The following is a 17,729-nucleotide window of genomic DNA, read 5'->3' on the forward strand; positions in this document are numbered from 1 at the left end:
TCGGTCACGACAGCTCAACTACGGGCACGCGGCCGGTGGCTCAGAGGTGATGAACAGGAAGTCGATAAGCGCCGTCAGGTCACCTATGTCGACAACTTTGGCCTCGTCGCCGTCCGTGTTGGCCGCGTTGGGACAACAGAGCGGTTCGGACGTGATAAAGAGATAATCGATCATCGCCGTGAGGTCGCCGATATCGACAACCTCGCCCCCGTCGCAGTCGACGTTGCCCGTCAGCGTAAGGCAGCAGCAGGCGTCGCCGACGTCGTCTGAGTTGGCGTCCGCCTGGTCGGGATTGTATACGTACGGACAATTATCCGTTTCATCCGGTACGCCGTCGCTATCGCCGTCCGGTACCGGAGTTCCGCATTCGAAATACGTCACCCTGACGGCATCGACCGCGGCCTCGACCTGTGAATCGTTCCCTAAATCCGAAGCTTCGAACCGGAACTGCACGCCCGCCGTCGGCGACACGACGTCGCTGACTCGGAACCCGTGTTCGTACCAACCGCCCGACGCCTGCACCACCGGCCCCACTGTCTCGGCCACGGTCCAGGTCGCCCCGCTGTCGTTCGAGACGTAAACCTTGAAGTAGTCACTGCTGGGGGCCGGGCCGTTGTTGTTGGAATACCAACTGACATAGGCAATCCTGCCGTCGCCGTCCGAGATATCGAATATCGGGGAATCGAGCCAGGTGACACCGCCGTCAACGTCCGAGTCGAACAAGCCGTTTCCGGTGACGTAGCACTGTCCCGAACCGTCGAAGTCGGTCGGGGGATCCCCCTCCATGGCGTCCACGGGGTCAGCCCGCTCCCAGTGGCCGGCCGTGGCATCACCGGATACGGTCCAGCCGTGGTCCGTTTCGAAGTCGTCTTCCAAAGCCGTCGTCACCAGGATAGCTCCGTAGGCGCTGTATGCCTCGCCCGGAGCGGGATTGTAATAGGTTCCGGCGGTAACTTCGTCGGCGCTGAAATAGAACGTGCACCAGCTGTCGCAGTCTATCGCGGGCAGCGTGGCGATGTAATGGTTGTCCGAGGTTTCGGTCATGGTTACGGTCGTATAGTCGCCGCCGTCAACGGCGTAATGAAGTCGCGCCGAACCCGGCACCGGCTCGCCCAGCCAGCCGCTGTCGATCACCACTGGGAACGATGTCTCCTCGCCCGGCGTGAGCAGTGCCGGAAGGCCCTCAGGGTATTGGAAGGAAACGGCTCGCGGCGAACCGGTGGCGTTCACCACGTAGGCGGTGGCCAGCGAAGCCTGCGTGAGCTTGGTCATGTAATCGTAGCTCATGTACGTCGTGCTGTCATGGGGCGAGTGGTAGACGTTGGAAAACTCCCATTCGATAATGAACGTGACGGGATAGCCGTACGACTGGAACGGCCAGTGGTCGGAGTACTGCGACGTACCGGACAGATGCCCGTATACATTAACGAGAGAATCGGCCAGCGACCGCCACAACACCGGGTACGTCTGATCCAAGCCGTGGTAAATCGTTGCCTCGTTCGTGTTTTCGTAGTGGGCGATCATATCCAGGTTGAGCATGAACCTGATGCTGTCCTCGCGGGCGTACGCCTCCTCCACGTAGTGCCAGGCTCCGTACAGACCGAATTCCTCGGCGTCCCACAGGGCAAAGACAATTGTCATCTCGGTCTCGATGTCCTTGAGGATACGGGCTATCTCCAGGACCGCGGCCGTGCCCGAACCATTGTCGTTCGCCGCCGGCGAATTATACACGCCGTCATAGTGGGCGCCGATGATGACGTGCTCACCGGGAAATCGCGTGCCTACCTTGTACGCAAGAACGTTCTGGCACTGCTTCCAATCGCCCCACAGGTCGCCCCAAAAATTGTCAATGACGACCGAATCATAGCCGAACGAGGCAAACTTGCCCGCAAGCCAGTCACGGGAAGCGTAGCTGGAGTCCGTACCGGACAATCTCCGGTAGAACGCCTGCAGGCGCTCCGTATACGATTCCAGCGAGTCCCTGTTGATCAGGGAGATGAGATCCTCGAGATCGATATCCTGGTACGGTGCCAGTTCGACCGACGGTGCCGGCTCCTGGTAAAAGATTCTCGGGGCGTGGGAGCCTACCGAAAAGAGTTCAGGCGGTTCGGAGCGGGCGGCAAGCTCATCGTAGTCGATGCGGAACAGACGGATTCCTGCCTCTTCGAATGCCAGAGTATACTTGCCTACGTTCTCGCGGTCACGGCGGCCGTCCAGGGCAAGATCGCGCCTTTCGACGCTGCCCGCTATCAGTTCGACTTCCAGGCCGGCGGTCTGCAGGGGGGCCACGGCGTCCTCATCCGCGATAACCAGGTAGCCGTCGGCCAGGCGGACAATCGGGTCGGTCCCGGCGGCCAGGAGCCGGTCGGCATCGGTGGAGCTTTGAACTGTGACTCTGTACAGATCACCCGCCAGGGCTGTGCCGCCGAGCAGCAGGCCAAAAATCAAGGCGGTGGTTGTCTTTCGAAACATCGGCGAGTCCTTTCCTCCGCGGGACACAGGGTTGTTTGCTGATATCAGCCACAGGCGAGAATAGTCACCGTGAGGGCTTCATCAGGGTGGTGGGTGCCGGCAAGTAAGTCATCGACCCCCAGGCTACCTCCAATATAGCGCCATCTTGCGCTTTGTCAATGAGTTTGACCGCCGGGCTATACTTATAGACGACACCGTCAGCGCAGGCGTGCATGCTTTTTGAGAGGCTCGGAGAAACGAGCACCGGTCCGGGAGTTCAATCGCAGCACCTGCGCCCTGGCTAGCGAACTGTCGGCGACAGGTCAATAGCTTCCGTTATAGACGCGACGATCACCAGGAACGTGGCAACCGTGAGACCCTGCTTTAGCGGTGACATTTTACCACGCTCCAGCCGCTCCGGACAGCGCAATTACGGGCACGCGGCCGGTGGCTCAGATGTGATGAACAGGAAGTCGATAAGCGCCGTCAGGTCGCCAATGTCAACAACTTTCGCCTCGTCGCCGTCCGCGTTGGCCGCGTTGGGACAACAGAGCGAAGCCTGGGATATAAACAGGTAGTCAATCAACGACGTCAGATCCCCGATGTCGACAATGTCATCGGGATCACAGTCAACGTTACCGGTGAGAGCGATGCAGCAGCAGGAATCGCCAAACCCGTCGCCGTTGGAGTCCCCCTGGCCCGGGTTATAGACGAAGATGCAATTATCGCAACTGTCGGGCACGGAGTCCGAATCCACGTCCAGGTGGTCGTCAAAGCCCGGGCATACATCGCACGAATCGCCGATCCCGTCGCCGTCGGTATCCACCTGGTCGGGGTTGTACGTAGCGATACAATTGTCACACACATTGCCCACCGAGTCAGTGTCCTGGTTAGCCTGGTCGGGATTGTATGCGTATGGACAATTATCCGTTTCATCCGCTATGCCGTCGTTGTCGGCGTCCGGCGCCGCGGCTCCGCATTCGAAATAGGTCACCCTGACGGCATCGACCGCGGCTTCAATCTGTGAATCGGTCCCGAAATCCGAAGCTTCGAACCGGAACTGCACGCCTGCCGTCGGCGGCACGACGTCGCTGACCCGGAACCCGTGCTCGTACCAGCCGCCTGATGACTGCACCACCGGCCCCACCGTCTCGGCCACGGTCCAGGTCGCGCCGCTGTCGTTCGAGACGTACACCTTAAAGTAGTCGTTGCTGGGGGCCGGGCCGCTACTGCTGGAGGAATACCAGCGGGCATACGCAATCCTGGCGTCGCCGTCCGAGAAATCGAATATCGGGGAATCGAGCCAGGTGGCACCGCCGTCGACGTCCGAGCCGAAAAAGCCGTTTCCGGTGACATAGCACTGTCCCGAGCCGTCGAAATCGGTCGAGGGATCCCCCTCCATGGCGTCCACCGGATCGCCCCGCTCCCAATGGCCGGCCGTGGCGTTGCCCGATACGGTCCAGCCGTGGTCCGTTTCGAAGTCGTCTTCCAAAGCCGTAGTCACCAGGATCGCTCCGTAGGCGCTGTATGCCTCGCCCGGTGCGGGATTGTAATAAGTGCCGGCGGTGACTTCGTCGGCGCTGAAATAGAACGTGCGCCAACTGTCGCAGTCAATCGCGGGCAGGGTGGCGATGTAGTGGTTGTCCGACGTTTCGGTCATGGTTACGGTCGTGTAGTCGCTGCCGTCAACGGCGTAATGAAGTCGCGCCGAGCCCGGCACCGGCTCGCCCAGCCAGCCGCTGTCGATCACCACCGGGAACGACGTCTCCTCGCCCGGTGTCTGCAGCGCCGGCAAGCCTTCGGGGTAATGGAAAGAAACGGCCTGCGGCGAACCGGTGGTGGTCGCCACGTAGGCGGTGGCCAGCGAAGCCTGCGTGAGCTTGGTCATGTAATCGAAGCTCATGTACGTGGTGCTGTCCTGCGGCGAGTGGTAGACGTTGGATAACTCCCATTCGATAATGAACGTGACGGGATAGCCGTATGACTGGAACGCCCAGTGATCGGAGCCCCATGAAGTACCGGACAGATGCCCGTATACATTAACGAGAGAATCGGCCAGCGACCGCCACAACACCGGGTACGTCTGATCCGAGCCGTGGTAAATCGTTGCCTCGTTCGTGTTTTCCCAGTGCGCGATCATGTCCAGGTTGAACATGACCATGATGCTGTCCTGCCGGGCGTACGCCTCATCCACGTAATGAAAGGATCCGTACAGTCCGGCTTCCTCGGCGTCAAACAGGGCAAAGACAATTGTCATTTCGGTCTCGATGTCCTTGAGGATACGGGCCATCTCCAGGACCGCGGCCGTGCCTGACCCGTTGTCATCAGCCCCCGGAGACGTCGACCCGGCGTCACGGTGGGCGCCGATGATGACGTGCTCGCCGGGAAACCGCGTGCCTGTCTTGTACGCCAGAACGTTCTGGCACGACTTCCAGTCGCCCCATAGGCTCGCCCAAAAACTATCGATGACGACCGAATCATAGCCGAACAATGTGAATTTGTCCGCAAGCCAGTCACGGGAAACGTAGTTGGAGTCCGTACCGGCCGTTCTCCGGTAGAACGCCTGCAGGCGTTCGGTATACGATTCCAGCGAGTCCCGGTTAACCAGGGAGATGAGATACTCGAGATCGATATCCTGATACGGCGCCAGTTCGACCGGTGGTGCCGGCTCCTGGTAGAAGATTCTCGGGGCGTGAGAGCCCAGCGCAAAGAGTTCAGGCGGTTCGGAGCGGGCGGCAAGCTCATCGTAGTCTATGCGAAACAGCCGCACGCCTTCCTCCTCGAATACTAGAGTATACTTGCCCACGTTCTCGCGGTCACGGCGGCCGTCCAGGGCAAGATCGCGTCTTTCCACGCTGCCCGCTATCAGTTCGGTTTTCAAGCCGGCGGTCTGCAGGCGGGCCACGGCGGCCTCCTCCGCGATGACTAAGTAACCGTCTTCCAGGCGGACAATCGGGTCGGCTTCAGCGGCCAGGAGCCGGTCGGCATCGATGGTGCTTTCAACGGTGACTCTGTACAAGTCCCCCGCCAGGGCAGTGCTGCCGAGCAGCAGGCCAAGAATTAAGGCAGTGATTATCGTACGAAACATGGGCGAGTCCTTTCCTCCGTGGGACACAGGGTTGTTTGCTGACAGCAGCCACAGGCGAGGGTAGTCACCGTGAGGGCTTCATCAGGGTGGTGGGTGCCGGCAAGTAAGTCATTGACCCCCAGGCTACTTCCAATATAGGGCCATCTCGCCTTTTGTCAAAGACTTCACCACCAAGTCATATATTGTATAGACGATGCAATCAGCAAAAACATACAGCATAATCATACATGCTCCTTGAGAAATTCGAAGAAGCGAGCACCGGTCCCGGGTTTCAATCGCAGCACCTGCGTTTTATGAAGCCAACCGCCCCGGCCCGTTCGAAAACGGACACCCGGGAAGCTGTTGCGCGCGGTCGGGCTTTCAGGCTAAAAAGCCCGGGACATCTGACCTCCGGACGCTATATTGGACTTTTCGCGGCCCGACGGCCTGCTCTGAGAATACAGACATGCGTCGCTCAATACGTGTATCGAGAGCAACCGTAGGGCAGAACCCTTTAGCGGTTCTGCCATCTCTTTTGATACGCCAGCGCGGCAGAACCACAGGGGTTCTGCCCTACGTTGGCTGATAACGAAGACATGTATGAACGGGTACGTATAACCGAACCGCAGCCTGAGTAGGAAAACATATGTCGACCTTCGTCACTCACCTGGAAAGCGCCCTTGATGGCACCCGCCTGCCGGCCGGGACAATTCAGACCGTCCACCGTGACCGCCCGCTCTGGGTCCGCTATGATCTGGAGCAGGTCGGCCGGGCGGTCAGCAAAGACGAACTCGAGACGCGCCCGCCCACAATGTGGCGGTACCGTGAACTGTTGCCGACCGGCGATGACGTGGTTTCCCTGGGCGAAGGGATGACGCCGCTTTTGCCCTGCCCGCGTCTCGGCGAGCGGTTCGGCCTGTCGGACCTCTGGATCAAGGACGAGTCGTTGTTGCCCACCGGAAGTTTCAAGAGTCGCGGTCTGGCCGTCGCCGTCAACATGGCGCGACAGTTCGGGATCAAACGACTGGCCATCCCCACCGCCGGAAACGCCGGCGCCGCCATGGCCGCCTATGCCGCGCGCGCCGGTATGGAGGCGTTCGTCTTCATGCCCAACGACACCCCCGCCGTCAACCGGTACGAATGCCTGCTTTATGGCGCGAAGACGTTCCTGGTCGATGGCCTTATCACTGACTGCGCCCGCATTGTCCGCGAAGGACGCGACGTCATGAACTGGTTCGATTTCTCCACGCTCAGGGAGCCGTACCGCATCGAAGGCAAGAAAACGATGGGCCTGGAACTGGCCGAGCAATGCGGCTGGAAACTGCCCGACGTCATCCTGTACCCGACCGGCGGCGGCACCGGCCTGATAGGCATGTCCAAGGCGTTCGATGAGCTGGCCGCCCTGGGGTGGCTCGAAAGCGACACCCGCCCACGCATGGTATCGGTGCAGTCCGACGGGTGCTGTCCGATCGTGCGGGCGTATGATAAAGGGGAGAGGTTCGCCGAACCGTGGCAGAACGCGCGAACCATCGCGACCGGCCTGCGGGTTCCGGCGGCGGTGGGAGATTTCATGATCCTCGACGCCGTGCGCGCAAGCGGCGGACGGGCGGTGGCTGTCCGGGAGGAGAGAATCCCGGAGTGGATGAACCTCGCGGCGTCCTGCGAGGGGATACCGGTCTGTCCCGAGGCCGCGGTTTGTATCGGGGCGCTGGAACGATTGGTCAGCGAGGGATGGATAGCCCCCGACGAGCGGGTGGTGATTTTCAACACCGGGGCGGCTCAAAAGTATGTCGAGGCAATCACGACCGACATCCCGCTCCTTGCCAAAGACGCGCCGGTTGACTGGGATTCACTGGCAGGTGGAAAAAGTGATTGAGAATGGAATCGGGTTATGGTACCATTTGAGTGTCGGGGAGTACGAAATGTGGCATTAGCATGGCTCGAAGCAAGCCGGGGGCAGCAACACGACGATACTGGCCAATGACCCACGCCCCCTGAAAGGTGGGAAGGGATCAGCATGACAGATTCAAATATCGACGGAACTGAGTCGCCAGTGTCTGGATTGCGCGCGGCGTCACTGAGGCTGACAGCGCGCCAGATTGTTGTAAGGGATTTCCTTGAAAAAAAAGCCCCCGGTCTTAGCGCCATGTACCACGGCGTCTTATTCGCTTTGTCGCGGCGTGATAACCCGGAGCGATTCGTTCATGCCGCTCAATCTTGTCGTGAACTGATAAGAGGGCTGAGAAGAGCTCTACCTGACGTACCGCAGGACTCGTCTCCAGCGCAGGCGATACACAAGATACGAGACCTCATCGTCTTTGAGGATGGCAACCATACGGACCAGCAAGTGCGTAACGAGGTCGCCAAACTAAAACCCTACTACGAGGCGACCCAGGTCACTCGCCGCCAAAGACATGAGGGAGTGATTGAGCACGCCAGTCAAGGTCCACCGCCGCACGATGCCGATAAGCGAAAGGCTGCCGCAGACTTACAAGGATATGAGGATTGGCTTTCCAAAATCGCTCATCACGGGCGGCAGACCACGGAGGCAGAATTCCTGCGTCGCCTGGATGCATTTGAGTCCACTCTTGAGGTTTTGGCGGCAGAGTATTTCACTGTGGATCAGCGCGTTCAGAATATGATGGAGAAAGCCGACCCAACCGAATCTGAGTTTCTGGAACTGCAACGACTTCTCTCGCTGCGCCCCCCACTTGCCGCCCACTTTTTTCGCAATCTCGCCAATCCAGATTGGCTCCCGAAGCTCAGACAGGCTGGGTACTTCAAGAGACCTGTTGACATAATCACTCACACTGGTGGAGGGGTTTCATGCCCATCTTGGCCTCAGACAACGTATCTGATCCGGTGCGCGGAGAGCAATCCGGAACTGGTGGCGACCATTCTGATGGAGGTCGAGGAAACATCGAATTCTAGAGTTCATCAGGAATTGGTAGAAGTCGCGCTCAAGCTGCCAGCATCCAAGGTTACTGACTTTGCCGAGAAAGCTGTTAGCTGGATTTATAACACTTATCACACCATCACGCTCCTACCGATCCGACTGTCTGAATTAGCCGCAAAACTAGCAGACGAGGGTGAATCAGAAATGGCATTCGAAGTCGCAGACAGAATTCTTGATGTCAGAAGCGATGAAGCTAAGTACGAAAATCAAACAGAGGAGGTAGGATCCAGCCTTTCGCCAAGTGCCGAAGCATATGTCGACGATTGGGATTACGAGAAGATGATCACAGTACTGGAGCGGCACTTGTCGAAGAAAGCCGCTTTGAAGTTCATTCGCGTTCTTTGCTACAAGCTCGCAAAGGCAATTAGATTAGAGAGCAAATACAGGAAGAATGAAGAAGAAGCAACTGATACAGATTACACATACATATCTAGACCGGCAATAGAAGACCACGAGCAAAATTTCCGAGCTGATAGCACTAAAGACTACCTGATAGATCACATCAGGGATTCGTGTGTCACCGCGATCCGAAGCGGCAAGGAGATCACAGCAGTTATCGATGTGCTAAGAGCATACAAGTATCCGGTGTTCCGTAGGATTGAGTTATATCTGCTGACAGAATTCCCCGACGAAGGCATGGAGCACATTGGCCGATGGTTATCTGAGGTCAAGAATTTTGATCACGAACACATATATCACGAGTTCCGAAGGCTCCTGCAAAGGGCCTTCGGATCAGTGCCGCCGGGTGTCCAGAAGCACTACTTGGAGTGGGTAGAAAACGGCCCAGATGTCTGCTCGTACAAGATGAGAATGAAGGAGCGGTATGGTAATGAACCAAATGACGACCAGGTTCGATCATATCTTGCCCGGTGGAGGTTGACCAAGTACAAACCCATAAAGGAGTATTTAGATGACAAACGCCGCCGCGTTCATGAAGGTCTATCCGAATTGGAGAAACCCGATGAGGGAGCGGAATTCCCGTTGTACATGACTAGTTGGGTTGGCCCCACGAGTCCAAAAGACGCCAAGCAACTGAGTGACATGGCGGTCGGTGAGGTTATCGTGTTCTTGCAGAGTTGGCGGGCATCTGGAGGATATCGCGCCTCCTCGCCGGAAGGTTTGGGCCGGTTTCTCAGAGATGACGTCAGGTCACGAGCCATGGAGTATGCCGAAATCGCCGGTACAATTCAACCAGGTTTTCTCAGGCCTGTATACTTGTACTACTTGTTTTCAGGCTTGGAAGACGCCACAAAGGATGCTAGGCAACTGAATTGGTCCGAGGTACTTCTCTTAGCCGACCGGATAGTGTTTGCCAATAATCTGCCGGAACCAGATCAATCAGCCGGCGAGTTTGAAACTGGCTGGGAGGGCGTACGGAAAGCCATAGCAAGTCTGTTTTCGCAGGCGCTGGGGGATATCAATGTAATAGCATCCAGATTTCGAGACGCTATATGGAAGCTTATTGAAAAACTCACACATGAAGGCGAGCCCACGAGTTTCTATGAAGAGCAGTATGGCGGTTCTAATCTCAGCCCGGTTGATATGTCTATTAATACCGTGCGCGGTCAGGCGGCTCACGCTCTGTTTCAGTATCTACTTTGGGTTGACCGGAATGCAAATGAAGGGGTTGAATCTAATGAGCAGAAACACAATATCCCTGAGGAGGCGCTTCCGATCTTGGAACGCTTCCTGGATACAAGCCAGGAAGCTACTCTGACAATCCGCTCAGTACTCGCGTGGTACGTTCAGTGCCTCGCCGGTCTTGATCTGGAATGGACGCGAGAGCATCTGGACAAGCTGATTCCGGCAGAAAAGGAACTGCTACGATATCGTAACGCCGCTTTTGAAGGTTATTTCTCCTTCAACAAACCCAATGGCTATCTGTTTAAGAACTTAAGGGATTTCTTCATGGAAGCGTTCATATGGGCGAACGAGAACGGTTGGCATGATGAATTCCACAGGGCAAAGGAGAACTTTGTTGCCCATGCGGCGGTTTATTATTGGTGGGGCATTGATCCGCTCACCGGCCACGATTGCCTTATAAAAAGGGTATTTGCAGAAGGGCAGCTAAAGCTACGAGCTCATGCTCTTGAGCATATTGGTCGCTCGCTAGAGACACTTTTGCCGATAGCTGAGGATGGTCCGCAGGCGCTGGAAAGGCTTCAAAGACTACTCGAATGGCGCCTCACCGAACTTGCTAAGTCTTCGGTGTGCGACGAAGAGAGGACTGAAGAATTAAAGGAGTTTGGGTGGTGGTTTACCTATGCACAGATGGACGAAAGCTGGCTTCTTGATAAGTTGGTTGAAATTCTCAACGTCACACGTGGCCAGATTGAATGGGCACACAAGGTATTAGAACGACTAATCTCATTTGTTCCGACCAGCCCAATAAAGGTTGCTGAGTGCGTCAATGCCATTGTGCAGGGCGATCCTTCTCCTTGGAATATCGACTATTGGACGGCACACCTCGACAACTTGTTCAAGGCAATAAGAGAATCACAGGACCAAGATGCGTGGTACATATGCCGGGGTACGATAAACTACCTGGGGGATAGGGGCTTTCGTTCATTCGGGAGCCTACTTTAGACCACTCTGGCAGAACCACAGGGGTTCTGCCCTACGTTCACTTTCCCTCAAGCTCCTGTATCATCTCGGCGGCATGCGCGTCGTCAGGACGCAACTCGAGAAATTTCCTGAAATTCTTCAGGGCAAGTTGTTTGTTCCCCATCGCCTTGTAAGCTTCGCCAAGATAGTTGTAACAGGTGGCGGCGTACTTCCCCTCGGGATACTCGCTGAGTGTCAGATCGTAGAACCTGATCGCCTCCGGCAGTCTGTCGTTGGCGTGCAACTTGTATGCGACGATGAGCAGTTGCGTTTCGCCCACCTCGTACTCATCGGCGTGGTTGTTCTTCAAATCGAGAAGGAGTTCGACGGCCGCATCCGTGCCGTTGTCCCTGAGCGCGTAGTACACCGGCTCGAAAACCGACTTGCGGGCTTCTTTGCCGGCTCTCTGCAAGCCCTTGACCAGGGCTCCAATCCAGTAGTCGGCCGGCGTATAGGGGCCTTCAAATGACTTGAAGTCCTTCAGGACGTCTTCCTTCTGCATGGTGGCGCCGTCCTTGCCCTCGGCGAGCCCGGCGCGGACAATCTCGGTGGTTTTGACCAGCATATCGTGAAAGGCCTTGAGATCGTCCATTGAGCAGTTTTCACTGTGACCGGGGACGATCAGGACGTCTTCGGGCAGCATGTCGATAACGCGCTTGGCGATTTCCGGATACTTCAGGATATCGCCGCTGACACCGTCCACGGAAGGAAAGTGAGAGCCGTTGGACACGGCGCCGACACAGACAACCTTTGACTGTGTGAACCAGGCGATTATGTCGTTGTCGGAGTGGCTTCCGGGGACGGCGACCAGCTTGATTTCCTCCCCGTTGAAGTACAGGGACAGCGAATCGGTAAAAGTAATCTCAGGCAGCACATAGTCGGGGAACTCGTCAAAGATGTAGGAGCCGCTCCGCAGCCTGGTTCTCACCTGCGGATGGCCGATGACAACGGGGCCTTTCCCGAACGCGAGAAGTCCCGCCACGTGCTCAACGTGCTGGTGGGTGACTACGATGATATCAGGCGGGCCGTCGTATAGCGTCTTCAGGGTGGCCTTGAAGTCCTCGCCCGCTTCCTTGTCCCCGGCGTCGACCAGCAGCATGCCGTCATCGCCGATGGATGCCACGACCTTCACGGGGTATCCGTCCGCGTAGTAGCTTACTTCGTAAATGTGGTCAGCCAGTGGGGTGACGTTCATGGGGTGTTCTTCCTGCGCCCATGCCGGTATTGCCTGGGCGAAAAAGAAAGTTGTCAGCACTGTTTTCAGCAGGCGTTTCATGGTTGCTCTCCATGTTACGTACGGCTTGCCGCGTACGCGGTGGATGTTCTCCAACCGGCCCCCTGCCTCCTGTCCGCTCTGCTTTGCGGGCAGGCCGGTCGGTTTCTTCCCCTTGCCTGCGTCAACGAAAGCTGACACCACAGGATACGTTGATTGCTCCTGGATGTTCCCCCGAATGACGGCGCAGTATACTATGCACTCGCCACGGTGTCAAGGAATCCCGGTGTCAGTCCACCATGATTCCCCGGTTGCGCAAAGTGGTTGGCTCCCGGCCGCAAACGCCGGGGATACATCCCGCGTTCATTGCGGCTCGTGGCCCGGCGGATGGTACTTCCTGAACCAGCGGAATCCGAATTCATTCATGAGTTCAAGATACGCGTCGTTGTCCGCCGGCATTTGGTCAGCGCGGTAGTGCAACCCGAAATACCGCTGGACCGCGTTTATGTATCCGTTTTCCCTGATCTTGTCGAGGCACGTCTTGGCGAAGTCTTCACCGTGCACCTCCCGGCACACCTTCTCAATGGTCGTCAGGCGCTGGTCGGTAATCTCGATCTTCAACTCGGGATACTTCTCGTCGAACGCTTTCACCAGATCGCGGTCCGGGATTTCACGGTACTTGTCCTTATGGACGATGACGTCGACCGGCAGTTTCCGGCGCCGTGAGGGTTTCGCCTTGGGATAGCCCAGGGAAAGCAGCACAACCGGAAAGACGCCGTCGGGCAGTTCGAACATGTCGCGCAGTTGGCGAAAACACTCCAGGACGGTGCCGACGTACACCGACCCCAGGCCGAGCGCGTCGGCGGCCGTGCAGATATTCTGTGCTGCAATGATCGTGTCCTGAAACGATATCCAGAAGTGACGGAACGAAGCGGTGGCGTTAAACGGGGCGAGTTCGAGCTGCGCCCAGCGTTGCAGACGGTGCCAGTCAAGGCAGAACAACAGATCAACCGGGGCCGTGGCGATGAACGGCTGGTTTCCGCACAATTCGGCCAGCGTCTCTTTGACCGCCTTATCCTCAATCCGGATGATCGAAAACGGCTGCAGGTTGCCGCCGGTGGCTGCGCGCGTGCCGGCCTCGAGCACGAGGCCAAGCACCTCGGGCGGGATCTTCCTGTCCGCGAAACTCCGGCAACTGGCCCGTTCCAGGAGCAGCCTGACGGTTTCGTTCGGATATTCTGTCTCTGAATGTTCGGCCATGCCGTGATGCGAGGGCGTTTTGTCATCGTTCATTGACGTGACTCCTGTGTGGCTGCCGGATGCGGCCGGTGTTGGACGGTAGCGACATATCATGCAAATATACGCCTGTTGCCAGCGTGGCAAAAGGAGAAGCTGATGCGGTGCGGGAGTCTCCGCGTCCTGGCGGCAGGCCGGCCGCAGAAGCGGCAGGCCTGCCGGAGAGGCTACTCTTTCGGCTTTTCGACCTGCTTTCGCGTCAGAAACATCGTGTAATCGCCCGCTTTCTTCTCGAACTCCTTGGGGCGATTGCTGTCGGGCGACGTCCGGATCTCGGCACGGCCGTCTTCGAGAACACGCACGATGCCGAAAAGAGTCGTCCATTCCGAGCCGGGTTGCCCGCACTTTTCGAGACAGAGGTCAATGCCGCACGGTTTCTGGTCTTCGTACAACAGGTACTGACCCTTCATGCCGACCCCTGTACTGTCCTTGTGCTTCTCGTTCTTCACGAAAGTGCTGTTGTCGTTGAACGTGATGTCGCCACTCGGCACGAGTTCTCGCGGCGCTATGATCCATTCACCGATAAGGAAGTCCTTGATCGTTACTTCCTCTTTGGGCGCATCTTTCTTTTCCGCCGGTTTGATCGTAGTGGTGTCAGTCGGTTTTTCCTCGTCCGCCCGCAGGATCGGAGTGATCGCAAGAATAACGATGCCGGCGAGTATAACGGCTTTTCTCATTGGTGGGTCCCTCCGCAATAAGTTCGGTACATCTGCCTACGCTGCAAAGCTATGCCGTCCGACCGTGGAGCGCAAGCTCTTGTTTGATCAACCGTAGTGTTCCGGCTGACGACCGTCCGGCATGGGGCCGCGGCCGCTCAAACGGGGTTGACCTGGCTGCTGTTCGAATGTATACTGTCGCAATCCTGGCGACGATTCTCAGATATGGTTGTCCATTTGCAGTCGCTTAGGGCAAGAGGAGCTAACGGAGATTGTGTGCGTCCCATATCGTTAAGATACTTCTTCTTACTTATCCTGGTCCTGTTGCTTTCCGTGGTTCTGGATGCCTATGAGATAGGGCATGCCCTCATAGCAGCAGTTTTGCTCGTCGTCATAGTTGCTGCCTTTATTACTGCCTTTTCTATCTTGGTAATTGATTTTAAACGCAAGACTGCGAGACTCGCTGGCGCTGTTGGCATTGGAGCCACCCTCCTATGGTTGGGCATGATCGACACTGCACTCAGCCTAGGCGCGCTTGCGGGAATCGTAGCTGCGCTTGCATTGATCAAGTTCTTCAGCAGAGAGACCGTCCGCAGTATCGGACTCCTCCTTTTGGCTCTGGTCGTATTATATAGCGGTTCCCGGTACATGTTTGCAACATTATTCAAACCGGACTTTGAAGTGGTCGAGTATAGTGCAGTTGTGAAGGATTCGTTCGATGAAGGTTCTTTCCTGCTCACCGAGACATTCACTTTCAAGCAAAAGTCCAGCCACGACATTGCCTTGAGTGGTATAATCAGCGGCGATGAACTGCATCGACTCATCGGTGGAGAACTACATGCTGTGAAGTTCCCCTGCACGATCGCTCCATCCGTTGAGTACACATTCGTGTCTACTCGCACGGTGACCGCGAACAAAGCGGGTTTCTTACTCAAGAGATGCGAATTCCGACCTCTCTCAGCGCGATACATATGGTCGCTGAGCGCTTCAGAAGGTGGAAGCGAAACGATATCTTCGTTATCGGACGCGCGCTATGCTACAAGGAGCAGAATCGAAGTGTGGCTACCGAGGGGTTCATTCTCTGGAGCTAATGGGAAGTCTGAAGCCATTCAATACGGGAATGTGGAAATCATCACCTGGGAATTGCCGTTCAAACTCCTGCAACGCGACATTGGCTTCGTTTACGTTGATCCGCCGTTCCACACATTTGCGTGGCTCATCAGACCATTTGCGGGTATCTCCTCACTCGGGGCGTTAATCGCGACCAGCATAGGGTTGGCAATTGCAGCACTTGGCGTCATTCCCCTTCTGGCGTTCAGAGACGTGATAAAAGAGAAAATAGTACAGGGGTTACTGTACAGGTTGCACAAGAGGCGGCAATGGGGGAAGCAAGCTGAACGTGGAAATGGGGAAAGAAAAGGTCCTCTTTCGCCCTCGGCGGAGGAGGCAGGGTCGGACGCCATCGATGATGAGAATGCGCCAGACTCATAGACGGTGTGAAATGGGCGCGACGTAAGCAGCCGCGAGCGGAGAAGGCTCCTGCTCTCTCCGCTTCTTAGTGCTCGTTGAATCCCTCAACTCCAATTGCCTCAATGAGATACGTTTGCGGATGACCCGGAGTGGCCCACAGCCGCGAGAAACCCGACAACCCTTGCCAGGGGCGTCAAGTCTCATGCGATCAGGCACTACGCGTAGTACGACCTATGAGAGCAACCGTAGGGCAGAACCCCTTGGTGGTTCTGCCGTTGCCGTGCTACAACCTGCCGAACAATCGCGCGAGAAACCGATGTACCGCGTGAATCCCCGTGACCGGCTGCGCGTACATGAGGACGCACTTGCGACTGACGGTCTGCATCCCCAATGCCGCTGCCCTGGCTGACGCGCGCGAGAAATTTTTCCCCTGCTGAAACCAGAGCTGTGTTATTCCGGCCGCGTGGGCGTCCTCGACCACTCCCTCGGCAGTGATCGGTGAGACCGCCACGACCGCCGCTTTTACGTGTGGCGGCAGGTCAGTCAGCCGGGGATAGCACGTGTCGCCGTCGAATGACGTACGATTCGGCCGTACCGGGTAGACGGTGTATCCTCGTTGTTTGAGGGCCTTGTATATTGCCCCGCCGAATTTCCTGTCCGACACGCCGACCACGGCGATGTGTTTTTCGCTGAGGAATTTCTCGATTGCCTGATCCACTCTGCCTGCCTCCGTTTTGGCATAAGATAGTAAATCCGCCGCTCAAGTCAAATCCGGATAATGCAGGTCAGGTTTGAGGGCTAACGATGCTCAATTGTAGGTCGGGTTCCGGCGCGGCTCAGGCGGGGGAAGGGGAAACGGCAGGCATTTCTGAGCGGCGGGACCGGTGAGGAATTATGCCTTACCAATACTAGATCGCGGCAGCTTTTTGTTTTACATTATCCTGTAACATGTGGTAATATATCGGAATAGGGCGGTGATTTCTAGGATTTTGCCAGAAAGTGATTGCGACCTTATATGGAATCTGTAGATTTGTTGTGAGTATTTACAGTAAAGGTAACGGGCTATCCGGGTAGCCTATGTCAAAGACAGCATCAAACGAACTAGAAGGTAAGAGCGCCAAGACACGTCGAAACGGTAGAAAGGCAGTGCCCATTGTTCCGAACGGCAACAAAAGGAAGCTGATTGCTTTTGGCTGGTACGGCGGCAAGTTTTCTCACCTTGATTGGCTTCTGCCTTTGCTTCCTGAGGCGCACCATTTTTGCGAGCCGTTCGGCGGGTCAGCAGCTGTTATTCTGAATAGAAAGCCCTCGCCGGTCGAGACCTACAATGACCTGGATGGTGAAGTGGTCAACTTTTTCAGAGTACTTAGGAGCCAAAAAAGAAAACTCGTTCGCTCAATCGCCTTAACTCCATTTTCACGAGAAGAATTCGCAAAAGCCTGTGAGATAGATCCTAGGCTTAGTGACCTTGAAAAGGCTAGACGGTTTTACGTCAGAGCTAGGCAGGTTAGAACTGGACTGGCACAGACCGCAACCCTAGGAAGATGGGCCAACTGCAAGAATACTTCGAGAGCGGGCATGAGTGGTGTTATTAGCAGGTGGCTCGGAGGAGTTGAGGCCCTTCCCGAGATTGCCGTGCGACTACTTCGGGTTCAGATCGAAAACCGCCCTGCTGAGGACGTAATAAAATTATACGATTCGCCCGATACGTTATTCTACTGTGACCCCCCCTATGTTCACGGCACTCGCGGTGATAGCAATGCTTATGGTTTTGAAATGACTGACGAGGAACACAAATCCCTGGCGGCTCTACTTAACCGAGTAAAAGGCGAAGTAGCAATATCGAACTACGACTGCGAATTGATGAATCAACTATATCCGTCTTCGGCGTGGAAGAAGACCGTGGGCCCTGAAAAGACAAATCATGCCACTAAGGGGGTTCGGGTTGAAGTGTTATGGACCAACTACGACCCCAAAAGAAGACGGGAAGAGCACAAACTAACACTCTTCTAGGTG

10 protein-coding genes are annotated in these 17,729 nt (G+C 56.4%); 4 read left to right on the top strand and 6 right to left on the bottom strand.

The features are described 5' to 3' along the window. Positions 1–18 precede the first annotated feature (18 nt). A complete protein-coding gene (locus VMY05_10690) occupies positions 19–2,472 on the bottom strand; it encodes a M28 family peptidase (GenBank protein HUV31542.1) in 2,454 nt (817 codons plus the stop codon). Positions 2,473–2,881: 409 nt separating this feature from the next. Continuing rightward, entirely contained in the window at positions 2,882–5,539 is a 2,658-nt protein-coding gene (locus VMY05_10695; GenBank protein ID HUV31543.1) for a M28 family peptidase, read from the bottom strand. A gap of 625 nt (positions 5,540–6,164) precedes the next feature. On the opposite strand from VMY05_10695, the gene VMY05_10700 reads away from it, so the two are divergent. Beyond that, complete coding sequence (locus VMY05_10700) at positions 6,165–7,394, top strand: threonine synthase (protein HUV31544.1); 1,230 nt, start codon at positions 6,165–6,167, stop codon at positions 7,392–7,394. A 141-nt stretch (positions 7,395–7,535) separates the two neighbouring features. After that, complete coding sequence (locus VMY05_10705; GenBank protein ID HUV31545.1) at positions 7,536–11,060, top strand: hypothetical protein; 3,525 nt, start codon at positions 7,536–7,538, stop codon at positions 11,058–11,060. A 37-nt stretch (positions 11,061–11,097) separates the two neighbouring features. On the opposite strand, the gene VMY05_10710 is transcribed toward VMY05_10705, so the two are convergent. From VMY05_10710 to VMY05_10720, 3 genes are all read right to left on the bottom strand, one after another. Then, positions 11,098–12,354, bottom strand: a complete 1,257-nt coding sequence (locus VMY05_10710) for a tetratricopeptide repeat protein (GenBank protein HUV31546.1) — start codon at positions 12,352–12,354, stop codon at positions 11,098–11,100. 300 nt (positions 12,355–12,654) lie between these two features. Continuing rightward, positions 12,655–13,584, bottom strand: a complete 930-nt coding sequence (locus VMY05_10715; protein ID HUV31547.1) for a nitroreductase family protein — start codon at positions 13,582–13,584, stop codon at positions 12,655–12,657. Between the two features lie 170 nt (positions 13,585–13,754). Beyond that, complete coding sequence (locus VMY05_10720; protein HUV31548.1) at positions 13,755–14,264, bottom strand: hypothetical protein; 510 nt, start codon at positions 14,262–14,264, stop codon at positions 13,755–13,757. A 255-nt stretch (positions 14,265–14,519) separates the two neighbouring features. Between VMY05_10720 and VMY05_10725 the strand changes: the two genes are divergently transcribed. Then, positions 14,520–15,734, top strand: coding sequence for a hypothetical protein (locus VMY05_10725; protein ID HUV31549.1), 1,215 nt, complete (start codon positions 14,520–14,522; stop codon positions 15,732–15,734). A 262-nt stretch (positions 15,735–15,996) separates the two neighbouring features. Here VMY05_10725 and VMY05_10730 read toward each other — a convergent pair whose 3' ends face one another. Further along, the gene (locus VMY05_10730) at positions 15,997–16,431 is read right to left on the bottom strand and encodes a CoA-binding protein (GenBank protein HUV31550.1); all 435 of its coding nucleotides are present in this window, start codon (positions 16,429–16,431) and stop codon (positions 15,997–15,999) included. Between the two features lie 359 nt (positions 16,432–16,790). Here VMY05_10730 and VMY05_10735 point away from each other — a divergent pair, with 359 nt between their 5' ends. Next, entirely contained in the window at positions 16,791–17,726 is a 936-nt protein-coding gene (locus tag VMY05_10735; GenBank protein ID HUV31551.1) for a DNA adenine methylase, read from the top strand. Positions 17,727–17,729 lie beyond the last annotated feature (3 nt).

This window comes from Acidobacteriota bacterium (assembly GCA_035529075.1).
Taxonomy (GTDB): domain Bacteria; phylum Zixibacteria; class MSB-5A5; order GN15; family FEB-12; genus DATKXK01.

What these genes read in the sequence shown, in the direction of transcription:
- VMY05_10690 (HUV31542.1), bottom strand. Translation starts at nt 2,472, where the DNA reads ATGTTTCGAAAGACAACCACCGCCTTGATTTTTGGCCTGCTGCTCGGC.
- VMY05_10695 (HUV31543.1), bottom strand. Translation starts at nt 5,539, where the DNA reads ATGTTTCGTACGATAATCACTGCCTTAATTCTTGGCCTGCTGCTCGGC.
- VMY05_10700 (HUV31544.1), top strand. Translation starts at nt 6,165, where the DNA reads ATGTCGACCTTCGTCACTCACCTGGAAAGCGCCCTTGATGGCACCCGC.
- VMY05_10705 (HUV31545.1), top strand. Translation starts at nt 7,536, where the DNA reads ATGACAGATTCAAATATCGACGGAACTGAGTCGCCAGTGTCTGGATTG.
- VMY05_10710 (HUV31546.1), bottom strand. Translation starts at nt 12,354, where the DNA reads ATGAAACGCCTGCTGAAAACAGTGCTGACAACTTTCTTTTTCGCCCAG.
- VMY05_10715 (HUV31547.1), bottom strand. Translation starts at nt 13,584, where the DNA reads ATGAACGATGACAAAACGCCCTCGCATCACGGCATGGCCGAACATTCA.
- VMY05_10720 (HUV31548.1), bottom strand. Translation starts at nt 14,264, where the DNA reads ATGAGAAAAGCCGTTATACTCGCCGGCATCGTTATTCTTGCGATCACT.
- VMY05_10735 (HUV31551.1), top strand. Translation starts at nt 16,791, where the DNA reads ATGTCAAAGACAGCATCAAACGAACTAGAAGGTAAGAGCGCCAAGACA.